Genomic DNA, 12,857 nt, shown 5'->3' with positions numbered 1-12,857 from the left:
TGTATATTTTATTATATATATTACTTAATTGTAATATTCATTACAAAAGTAACCTGATATTGTGTACCATCCTTGGTGTAAACAAGTGCTTCCTTAACAGTATAAGTGTCACCTACTGCACTTTTCCCTGGATATTGTCCGATGTTCAATTCAAAACTACTTGAAGAAAACTCGGAAAATAATTTACTGTCATTCTCACTGTCCCAGCCGATTACACCACCAACACTATCGAACCAAAAACCATATCCGTTAGCTGTGGTCTCGTAATTTAGTGATCCGTCAGACTCAACAGCCGCGAAAGCAATTTTACCCTCCGAAGGCGTTTCTTTCGCACCAAGTATATTACTTGAAATGGCAGAAGGTTGCATTACAAAAGCCTGAGCCACCTTATTAATATCACCATTAGCATTAAGGTTTACAGTAGCTCCGGAATAATCATCAGCCGCAGCAAATGAAATATCATAGGTTAATGTCAAATCTTCGGGTGTAGCATTTGGATCAATAGTTATATTACCCAAAATATCAGTGTTGGAAAATTTCAACTTATAAGGCCACTGATCATCGTTGCTTTCTTTTTCGTCCCAAGGATGAGCTTCATAAGTAGACGGTGCTCCCAATACTACAAACCATAAATTTACACATCCTTCCGGCACAGTAAATTCAACCGATCCAGCTGTCTTCCTGTTCATTTCGCCATAAACACGCTGACCATTGTCTAGCAGAGCAACATACCCATAACGCCAACCTGCCCTTGTAAGGGAACTACTATTGTAATTTGTTGTAGTACCCGGAATTTCGCTATCAGTATATGTACCCGGATCTCCCGCAGCCAGTACCGAACCAGGTGTTAAAGCTGTAAAGCTTGTAGAAACCACAGTTCCAACCGTTGGTACATTTAATGGAATTACATTGTATCCAGTAGAACTGGGACATTTACTGTATGCCACCTGATAACTTCCATCGGTAAGTTGATAAAACTTATAGGTATGCTTACCAATATAGTTTTCGCCAAGCGAACGAAGAGCATCAAAATCCCAAGTTACAAACTTGGTCGCAGCCTCATACAATTCTGCGTTTAATCCATCCACAGTTAACCCGTTTATACGCATATAAGCTTGAATTGGATCTTCTGGTTCTTTAGCCTCACGCCATATTTTTCCGATCATGTCTTTCCCATGTTTTTCAACCCAGTAATAGTGAATAAAATAACTGGCATAACGATAGTTCTCATGCAAAACATGTCGGTGATAATTATCACAATACACTGGGTAATGATAGCCCTCAAAAATTTCTTCAGGATAACTTTGCATAGCCTGCCATTGGGCAGTTTGTTCCCAGAAGGCATTGCCTCCATTTCCCCCAAAACCATAACGTAATCCTGCACCGTTACTTAAATCACAAAAAACCTGATATTGAAAACTATGACCGATTTCATGTGCAATAACTGATCCCACAGGATGGACAGTGGCTGGATTTATCCACAATGCACCAATAACATCATCATAACCTGAGCCATACGCCATCCATTCTTCTGTATAAAACAGATAAATCTGCATTTTGTAGCTATCCAGATTAGATTTACCAACTCCTACTTCAGCAAACTTTAATGTGTTAATATTTAAATCGTAGAACGATTCCGCTTTCAAAAGCAAATCGTCAATATCTACACGATAAAATTCAGGAACACTGCTTGCATTTGGGTTAAGCCCAAAACCATCTTCCCAAAAAACGACGAAATGATCCGATTGTTTACTTCGGACAAACGACCATTTGCTATCACCCCGCAACATGTCGATATTTTTATGTTCTTCCGGCTTATAGAATCGATCATAATCCACTATGTCAGATTCTGTTAGTATTGTTACGGCAGAAGTAGTGTCGATAGCAGTTGTATCCACAGGGTTAGGTTCCGGAGGTATTATAGTAATATCGCTTTTACCACATCCAATAGTATAAACAGATGTCACAATAACTAACAATGCAAGAAAAAAGAAGTTGGATAAGCCGGGAAATCCCGACTTATCCAATTTTATATATAATTTATTTTTTTTCATTTATAAGTTATTCTACGTTATAAGTTATATTAAGAGCAACAGTCGCTCCATTGTAAACAGCTATCAATTTTGTACTTACAGTATCTCCAGAAACAGCATTATCAGGATGATTACCTCCATACAGATATAGTTCGGTTTCGTTATGTCCAATACTTAAATAAATCAAACCTTCGGCCCATTCACCTGTTGTTCCGTCAGCCTTAATCCAATAACCTGGTACATCTGAAGTGTAGGTAGGATCAGTATCACTTACTGCACCCTCATATAGTTTCAGTTCGCCGGAAATGATGGCCTGATAAATCTCATAAGTCGTCTTTTTGAATGCATTGCGCAATATTTCTTTAACATCATATTGTACACTTGCATAATCGTCACTGTAAGCTTTACCCAGCTCAACATCCACTACAACGTCTTCCGGATCACCAGCAGGAGCAGTTTCAGGATCCTCATAAGCAATTACATTAACCGTAACATTCAACATCACAATTTTACTATTGGCAAGCAAGCCGTATTTAATAACAAATGTCTGTCCTGCTGTTAAATGTCCTGGATATTGTCCAAGACTAATTTTGTCAGCAGAAAAATCGCCATAATCACTATATACACTCGCATTATCACCATATTCTCCTACAAAACCATTCATATCGTACCAAAAACCATTCCCGGTAACAATTTCCTGATTATAAGAACCATCTTCATTGACTCCAACAAAACCAACCTCATCCATTGAACTTACTCCCAAATCAATTAACGCCTGAGTCAGATTAAACTGAAGCGAATCAGGATCATAACTGCTTTTAGGAATGATATTAATAGCAAGATCCTGAGTACTAACCACAGTTGCGCTTAATTTTCCTGGTGCAGCAGCATTAATTGTAATAACAACTGCCACACGTTGTTCATTGTATTTTAAACATTCAATAATTTTAATTGTCTGTCCATCGGTTAAATGTCCTGGGTACTGCCCCACATTGAAAACACTGGTTTCAGTATCAAATTCAGCAAAAACCATGGCGTTCTCACCCCATTCTGAAAGATCACCATTAGCATCCCACCAATGTCCCCACGGAGCATTTGTATTTGTCATACCTCCAGCATCTGCATGTGTGGTACCTTCAATAGCAAAACCCTTAATTTCGAGAGCTCCGCTTTCACCATTAATACCAGCTAGAACTTCCTCTTCCGAAATACCAAAAAGTTCAGCAATTTTATCAATTTCTACGGCTACGGCGGCACCATCATATAATGATTTACTCGTGGTTATTTCTACAGAATATTCAAGTACCAAATCTGCATTGATCTTCTCTTTCTGAGCTTGCAGAATTGAATCCTGACGCGCTATTTCAGCTATTTCATCAGCAGTCATCTCATGTACACTGCTAAAATCTTCATTATCACCACAACTAAACAATCCTGCAATCAGCATGGACAGAATAATATATATATGTATTTTTTTCATCTGTGTATAATTTATTTTACGATACTTACTGCCTGTTGCTTAACTCTAAATTCACATAATTTACGGCAAACAACAGGCAACTAAATTCATCACTTTATTCGAAAAACTTTAGTATCCTTCATTTTGAATAAGAGAAATATTCGCATCTATAGCCGATTTAGGAATCGGAAAATAGTTCCAGTGAGTCTCTGCAGTCGCATCTTTACAAAACCACGATTTACCATTAAAGACATTTCTGCCATCTGCCATCTTGAATCGGATAAGATCCTGGCGACGATGATGTTCACCGACAAACTCCCAGCCTAGATCATCAAGCAATCCACCTAACTCAATGTCGGCTCCACCTTCGCTTGTTGTTACATAAGTATCCCAGTTAGCAAAACCTTCGCTGGTATATTCGCGATGTCCGTAATCGTAAATACTACCTCCTTTTAATTGAGCAATAGTACGTGTAGCTTTCGCCGCCGACTCCAACGAACGCGTACGTATATCTGTAATCAAATCCGCTGCAATTTGTTCGTCGCGTCCAAGACGCAACAGACATTCTGCTTTTATAAACATTGCATCAGCCAAACGGAAAAAAGGTACGTCGTCGCCCCCGGTTCCACCGTCGCCAGCCACAATTTCATATTTAACAAAACGGTAACCTTCTTGTTGATAAGCACCAGGGTTATCAATAGAGTGAACTTGCTGAGAATAATTCAAAACGCCCTGACCAGCCCAATCATCAGTGCTGAAAGCAATTGGGTCACCCGATTGAGGTATTGTGTTACCCGATGCATCTTCAGTTGCCTGGTATTGTATACCACCAGCCCATGTGTAAGCCAAACGATTATCACCGTCTTCGTAACTTTCAATAAATTGAGGAACTGCACAACTACCATTCCAAGGAGAACCATCGAATCCGTATGCCGCAGCACCTGCCCCTACCAAACATTTATTAACTAAATAATTATGACTCGCATTTTTCTTATCAAGAGGAAGGGCAAAAATTACTTCCGGTGAAGTAGAGATATCCTCTTTAAAATTATCCAGATAGTTCGTCGCAAGCGTATATCCACCATTACTGATAATATCTTCTACTTCAGTTAGAGCTTTGTCATAATATGTATCATCATTTGTTTCAAAATATACATTGTGATTCAAGTACAACTTTGCCAATACCATATCAGCTGCATATCTATTTGGATAGCCATGTACTTTGGCTGTTCCCAGATCGTCCTTAATGGCCTCCAATTCACTCACACAAAAATCGTAAATAACGTCAGCAGTAACCTGCTCCGGCAAATATCCCGCTTCAAATTCCTGAGTTGTTTCCAAAGGTACATTTCTAAAGGCATCAAGTAATACATAGTAGTTGAGTGCACGTAAAAAACGCATTTGTGCCTGTTCCGAACCTGTATCCGGTAATACATCCAAAGTTTTATTGGCGTATCCTATACCAACATAGGCATAATGCCACAAACCTTCTGAATGTCCCTGACCCGAATTCCAGCTATGTTTGTGCATATTAACATACAAGTCTCCCCAGCCAACACCAATACGTTTGGGTGTCATATAAGTATCGCTGCACTCCTCATTGAAGTCAAAATAGCCATTCCATCCCCAATACAAAAATCGAAACTGGGCATAAGCTTCTCCCATCATAGATCCTACGACTTCGGAATCGGTTACATCAACAGTTTCATCAGTAAGTTTATCATAAACACTTTCGTCCAAATCAGTGCATGCTCCTGATATCAATAAAGAGCTTACAGCAAGACTAATAAATATATATTTAATGAGTTTCATAATTCTCAAATTTTAAAAGTTAACAGAAAGTCCAATTGTGTATGAACGTACAGTAGGATACTTATCACGACCATCAATACCTGGAGCTAAGAAATTGTTATCAACTTCCGGATCCAGACCGGAATAACCTGTGATACAGAAAAGGTTTTGACCCGACACATAAACACGGAAGTCATTCACATAACTTTTCGCTTTAGCTGAAAGAGGAATGGTATAACCCAAAGTTACATTAGATAGTTTTACAAAATCACCATTTTCAATATGATCGCTCCATACACCTTGCGACATAGAATTGGCCAAGCCTACCTGCAACTGACTACCTGTTTCGGGATTAATAACCGCTACACCGGCAGCATCAACTGCACCATACAAATTGGCCGCCGACTTTAAACGATTGTAGGCTATAGAGTTATTTTCATAAAAACTACGCTGAGAATTCAGAATCTGATATCCAAACTGACCGGTAAACTGAAGATTAAGGTCGAAACCTTTGTAACGGAAAGTATTGCTCCATCCGGCATAAATTTGCGGTAGACCATTTCCCAAACGCTGACGGTTTTTTTCTTCGTTGTATTTGGTGTCAAATTCCTTAACACTCCAAGTGTCATCATCATTCTTCACTTGAACCAGCACAACACCGTCCTTACTTACTCCAACAGATCTTAATCCCCAGAAATCACCCAGACGATGACCTATCTCCATTGCATGAGTTGCTACAGAAATTGGATCACCAACCCCTCCAACTTCAGAAAAATTATCAGTTTCGTACAAATCATTTGATAAACTCAAGAGCTTATTCTCATTATGAGAAAGAGTTAGGGTGGAATTCCATTCAAATTCGCTTGTCTTAACAGGAATCGCATTCACCATTACCTCAATACCATTATTACGCATTTGACCAACGTTAGCTGTAGTATTATCATACATATTAGGAGGCACAGGAACAGCGTAATCATAAAGTAAATCAACCGTTTTCTTTGTGTACACATCAATAGCTCCACTCAATCGTGAATCAAGAACAGCCCAGTCTAAACCTATATTCCATTCGCTGGTTTTTTCCCATTTAAGATCGGGATTCGGATTTTGAGCTACTTTCAATGAAGGTGTCCACTTACCATCTATACTTAAATGTTTACCATATGCGTCATAGTCAAATGTGGTAAGAGACATGTAAGATTCATTTGGAATAACACCTGTTACTCCATAACCCGTGCGTAGTTTTAAATTAGTTAACCACCAAACGGATTCCATGAAATTTTCGTTACTAATTGTCCATCCTAATGATGCTGCCGGGAAATTACCCCATTTATTATTTTCACCAAATTTTGACGAACCTTCACGACGAAAACTTACCATTGCATTAAAACGATTGTCATAACCATAAGTTGCACGTCCGAAAAAACCAACTAATTTATTGTCATTCTTATCAGAAGACATGCCTGCCACATGATCTTCATCTGACAGATAAGTACCTTGTCCTAAATTATTATACAAATAAGATTCTGAAGGAAAATTAGAGTTTGATGCGCTAAATCCATCGTGAACGTTATATAAATAGCTATAACCCACAATTGCACTTATACGACTCTTTTCAATTGAAAAATCGTAGCCGGTAGTAAGTTCCAGATTATCACTAACATCATTACCTGATGATTTTGAAGCAGAACCTTTTATACCACCTGTAGCCTGAGTATAATACTGGCTGGTGTAGTATGTTTCACCAGTTGTTTCTCTTTCTTTTTTTGACAACATCAAATTGGTTTTCCAGCCTTTAATCGGCTCAAAAGTGATATTACCGGTTACACGCGCATATTTAGTACGGGTATCTCCAATCATTTCATTTTGAATGGCAACCGGATTAAAATATTGAAAACGACTAAATTCTTCAAAATAAGTGCCATCTTCATTGTAAACAGGTGAGGAAGGATTACGTATCAAAGCCTGACGATACACGTAATTATTGTTATTATTTGTGTTCTTATGAGTCGTGTAAAGTACATTAATATTGAACTTCAGCATGTCATTCATCGCATATTGACTAAAATCCAGCTGGGCTTTAATGTCATTACTATCACTCTTACGCATGATCCCTTCTTCATCCGAAAACGTAATACTAGCAGCGTATGTAGAAGATTTAGTACCACCTGTCAAACTCAGCGAATGATTTTGCGTATAGCCTGCTTTTCTGCTAACAGCCTCCAACCAGTCTGTGTCATAACCTCCATATTCGAAATTAGTGCGACCATAAATAATATCATTAGTGTCCATAAAATCGAGAGTCTTGTACCATTCTGATAATGAGACATAAGCAGAATAAGTCGCAGTTGCCTGAGAATCGCGTTTACCCGATTTCGTGCTAATAATAATTACCCCATTGGCACCACGCGTTCCATAAATAGCTGCAGCCGATGCATCTTTTAAAACGTCGATTGAAGCAATATTTTCGGGTGCTACCGTAGTTAACGATCCCTCAATTCCATCAACCAATACAAGTGGTTGAACACTACCTTTAATCGTAGTAATACCACGAAGCATTATGCTTGATGTAGCATTCGGATCACCTGAAGATTTAGTAATGCTCAAACCGGCAATTTTTCCTTTTACAAGTTCGGCGGCATCACCAATTTTACCAACAATAAAATCTTCTGATTTTACGCTGGTTATAGCACTAGTTACATCTCCTTTTCGCTGGGTTCCATAACCAATTGCCACAACCTCTTCCAAACCAATAAAATCAGCTTCCAAGCGTACTTCTTGCATTGGCATTTCTTTTACTACATTAATATCATAAGTTTTATATCCAATAAAAGATATACTTACAATATCACCCACTTTTGCATCAAGATTAAAATATCCTTCAGAGTTAGTAATGGTACCAATTGTTGTACTTTTAATAAGAACAGTAACTCCAGGTAAAGGAGAACCTATTTCATCTAAAACAATTCCTTCAACTTTTTCCTGGGCTAAGCCAATAGTTGAGGAACAAAACACAACACTTAGAAATAATAAAAACATCAACTGATAATGTTTTAAATTACTTCTACTCTTTTGTTCTAGTTTTTTTCTCATACGTTTCTAATTTTATAAATAGATTTAGGATCATTTTGATATTTCAAAGATGTATTTACAATGACAAAAGTGCATGCACGTATGTTGAAATAACATATACAAATGTGTAACCGAAAGTAATACAACAACAAACACTGCTGAATATCAATTTATTGACCAATAAAACTATGGCTTTCGAGATATTATAAATGGAAGATAAATGTCTGACAAAGACAAAAGATGAAAATTCATTGAAATCGATTCCGAAAAAAAACGAAATTATGCAGTTCAAACTTCAATTGAGAAAAAAATCAATAATAAAAACTCAGAATTTTAATAATACAGGAAGTCTCTTGTCAAAAAATAAGGAAAATGAAAACTAAATCTCAAAATAATCACGTGGAGATTTCCCGAAAAATTCTTTAAATCTCCGGCTAAAATAGGCTGGATTGGAAAATCCTGTTCGATAAGCTGCCTCGGAGATATTACATTTCCCATCAGAAATTAATTTCACAGCCTCTCTTAACCGGACAGTACGAACAAATTCAGTTGCCGAACAATCCGTTATTCTTTTCAATTTAATATGCAAAAGAGATCTGCTAATCCCCATTTTCTTTGTGATAAAAGAAACATCCATTGATGATTGATCCAAATTTTCAATAATAAGAGATGTGAGACTCTGAACAAACTCACGATCCGATTCAGAATGTGTTATGTCAGCAGGTGCAATAAAAGCATCTTTCTTAAATCGCTCAATAACATTCCTTCTGGTATTTAGGATATTACAAATATTCTGACTTAATATCTGTGGGTAAAAAGGTTTCTCAATAAATAAATCGGCCCCTGTTTTTAGGCCGATGTATTCATTATTCGTTCCTCCTTTTGCTGTTAAAAGAATAACAGGAATATGCGATGTTTCAATATTTGTTTTTATCCTTTTCGTTAGCTCCAAACCGTCAATTCCGGGCATCATAACATCACTAATAATAAGTTCGGGAGAACATTCAGCAATTCGGGCCAACCCCTCTTCACCTCTTGAAGCCGTTGTTACATTATACTCTTCCTGAAGACTTTCACGAATAAATTCAAGTAATTCCAGGTTATCATCAATGACCAAAATGGACGGCGAATTTTTTATTTGTTCCGATTTATCTGCCAAAGCATAGCTCTTATGATCTTTTTCCATTTCAATATCCTCAAGAATACTTTTCCTGCCACAACAGTCTGTCAATTCATCATCAGAGTAATCCGACTTGGATACGGGTAATGAAATTGTAAATTTAGTTCCCTCCTGAAGTTTACTTTCTACAACTATGCTTCCTTTATGAAGATTGACCAATCCCTTTACAAATGCCAGGCCAATTCCAGATCCCGAATAAACTTTGTCTTTATCTTCTGCTTGGAAATACCTGTCAAAAATTTTATCCAGCTTATCGGATTCTATCCCATGTCCCGTATCCAGAACCGACAAAACAAGAGTCTGTTTCAATTCTTTATCTAAACAAATTTCGTTTTGTACTTTTCCGGTCAGTCTGATTGAATCGCCCTTGTCTGTAAAGTTGAAAGCATTGGATAATAAATTAACAAGCACCTTTTCCATTTTAGAATAATCAAACCACACTTCAGAATCAGAACCTTCTGTCTCAAGGATAAGATCAACACCTTTCATTTCAGCTGTAGTCGAAAATGATTCCTTCAAATCTTGTAAAAGAGTATTAATACTGTTTTTGCTAACCTGCAATGTTTCTTTTCCCCGCTCTACCTTTCTAAAATCAAGCAGTTCATTTACAAGCCGCAATAATCTTTTTACATTTTTTTCAATTCCTATAAATTTCTGTTTTACCGAAAAACTAATATTCTCATTTTCAATCATATTTGAAAGAGGACCAATAATTAGTGATAAAGGAGTTCTGAATTCATGTGAAATATTTGTAAAAAATTCAAGTTTTGCCTGATTCAATTCCACAGCATATTCTTTCTCGCGTCTTTCTAAATTAGCAATAGCCTTAGATTTTTGAATTCGCGAACCAACAAGATAAATACCTATAAATATGAGACAAACAATAAAAAAGTAAATTAGATAACCCCATATCGACAGATAAAATGGCGGTTTAATATGAATATTAATTGATCGTTGATGATCGCCCCATTCCGATTTATCGGTAGAAGCCTTAACATGAAGAGTATAATTTCCCGGACTAAGATTGGTATAGGTAGCAAACCCCCTATTTCCAACGTAATTCCATGATTTATCGAAATTCTCAAGGTAATAAGCATACTGACACTTACCTTGATTTTCATAGTTTAGTGCAGTATAACCTATCGTAAAAACATTTTCTTTATATTTTAAGTTGATTTCAGATGATCTGTTCAGTGATTTTTTAAGTGGTGAATTAACACCAGGAACCACAACCTTATTGAATAGCTGCATTTCGGTAAACACTACATCCAGAGGTTTAGATTTAACTTCTTCTCCCGATTCATAAAATGAAACCATCCCATTATTTCCACCAAAATATATATTTCCCCGACTATCCTTATACGAAGCTCTGTAATTGAATTGTTCAAAAGGGATGCCTGAATCAAGATCAAATAAAATATATTTCTTTGTTTCAGGATTAAATTTAACCAAGCCCTTATCACTACTGGCCCAAAAATCACCATTTTCTTCTTCTTCCAAACCAAAAATCCACGAAACAGGAAACCCGTTATCTTTATTGAATCGAACCACTTTATCATTCGCTTCATAGTAATAACAAAGTGCCTCATAAGAATCGCCAATCCAAACCCGTCTTTTTGAATCTATTTTCACAAAATTTATTCCTTTCATAAAAGGAATCTTATCAAACTTTGACAGCGTTTGGTCCTGCACCTTGTAACGATACACACCCGTAAATGATGAAAGCCAGATGTATTCACCGGCATCACACATATATTCGATTTGTACCCCTTCAAGTATATCCTTAAAAAAAGGAGATATCGACTTGCTTATTGTATTAAAAACAGCAATACCACTGCTTGTTGAGATATAGATCAGATTTCCCTTTTTCAAAAAATGATAAATATTATCGGAGGGTAATAATGGGTGATTTTTTGTTGTTATGTATTCAAACCGACCTGTTTTAGTATTTAAAATATTAATCCCATGGGTATAGGTTCCAATCCATAATCTTTCGGGGGATTCAAAAATCAGACAATGCAGATTATTAAAATTCAAGCCATTTCCTTCTGCACAACTTTGGAATTCCGTTATCTCTCCAGTTGAAATATTCATTTTATTCAGCCCCATATCTTCAAGACCAATCCACAAATCTCCTTTCTGATCTTCAACCAAACAACTAACTACATTACCTGATAAATCTCTTTTACCGGTTCCGGCCTTCCATTTCTTAAAAAACCTTGAATTAGAACACCATAAATTTATCCCCCCAAAATAGGATCCAAACCAAATATTTCCACTACTGTCCTTAAAAGCATTGTATATCGGATTGGTATTGATTCCATCAGGATTGGTCAAATCAAATTGTTGATAGATAAATTTCTCTGTGGCTGGTGACCATACACACAATCCGTTTTCGGTCCCCATCCAAACCCTTCCAATAGAATCTTCAGCCAAACAATGCACCATATTGTGCAATATATGGCGCGAACCTTTTTGTTCTTCTGAAAAATGAATGTACTGCCCATTCTCAATATTAATCCGGCAAATACCGGTATTAGAGGTTGCCAGCCAGATCTTATTGCTGCTATCTAAAAAAAATCCCAAAAAGGATTCTCCTTTCGCCTCTGGGGGCAAGTCTATCCCCTTCACAAATCTCTTATCCAGATCAATAACATATATGATCGAATTCTCTGTTAAAGCAACAATTTTATTGTTTTTTTCCCTAACATCAACAATTTTCGTATCCTTAGGTAAGACCGCAAATTTAATTTTATCTTCCAGATTTATACATTGACCTCTTTCACCGTCAAAATATTTTAATTGCTGCTGAACACATAACCATGCACCTCCTTCAGTTGGAACAATAATCTCCAGCCCCTTTATTTCATTTAATGGTTCATAGGACTTAAAATATTCATTGTTAAAATCAAATTGATAAAACTTTCCTTTAATTGTTCTACACACTAAAATTGTATCACACAATACAAAAACTTTATCACTCTGTATATCGGAATACTTACCATCATCAACACATTGGAAATTCTCAAATTTATTTCCATCAAACCGACATACAGAACTTCTTGTTGCCGCCCAGATAAAACCATCCTGATCTTGTGTTATACTCTTCACATATGATGATGGCAATCCATCCACATTTGTATAATGAACAAATTTTAAGAAATCATTATCCGCTTGAGCTAAATTTCCCAAAGTTGAGCAAACGAAAGCAAAAACAATTAAAATCATTCTATTCATACAAATAAATATTATTTTAATAAAAGCCCTAACACCCCACATAACTACTTAAACACAAGACTTTAAATCAGAATTTAAAGGTACTAAA

General features: G+C 36.6%; 5 protein-coding genes. All 5 read right to left on the bottom strand.

The genetic code is table 11. From position 1 onward, the window contains the following. Positions 1-20 precede the first annotated feature (20 nt). Entirely contained in the window at positions 21-2,054 is a 2,034-nt protein-coding gene (locus tag ACKU4N_RS06020) for a DUF4859 domain-containing protein (RefSeq protein WP_321321582.1), read from the bottom strand. Positions 2,055-2,061: 7 nt separating this feature from the next. After that, the gene (locus ACKU4N_RS06015; RefSeq protein WP_321321580.1) at positions 2,062-3,513 is read right to left on the bottom strand and encodes a DUF4859 domain-containing protein; all 1,452 of its coding nucleotides are present in this window, start codon (positions 3,511-3,513) and stop codon (positions 2,062-2,064) included. A 108-nt stretch (positions 3,514-3,621) separates the two neighbouring features. Beyond that, complete coding sequence (locus ACKU4N_RS06010; protein WP_321321578.1) at positions 3,622-5,304, bottom strand: RagB/SusD family nutrient uptake outer membrane protein; 1,683 nt, start codon at positions 5,302-5,304, stop codon at positions 3,622-3,624. A gap of 12 nt (positions 5,305-5,316) precedes the next feature. After that, positions 5,317-8,373, bottom strand: coding sequence for a SusC/RagA family TonB-linked outer membrane protein (locus tag ACKU4N_RS06005; protein ID WP_321321577.1), 3,057 nt, complete (start codon positions 8,371-8,373; stop codon positions 5,317-5,319). 358 nt (positions 8,374-8,731) lie between these two features. Further along, positions 8,732-12,769 carry a hybrid sensor histidine kinase/response regulator transcription factor gene (locus tag ACKU4N_RS06000; protein WP_321321575.1) on the bottom strand — a complete coding sequence of 1,346 codons (4,038 nt, stop codon included), beginning with the start codon at positions 12,767-12,769 and terminating at the stop codon, positions 8,732-8,734. Positions 12,770-12,857: the final 88 nt, after the last annotated feature.

The sequence above is a fragment of the Labilibaculum sp. genome (genome assembly GCF_963664555.1).
Lineage (GTDB): Bacteria > Bacteroidota > Bacteroidia > Bacteroidales > Marinifilaceae > Labilibaculum.
Note: the sequence above shows the minus strand (reverse complement) of the source record. Positions and strands in the feature narration are given on the sequence as shown.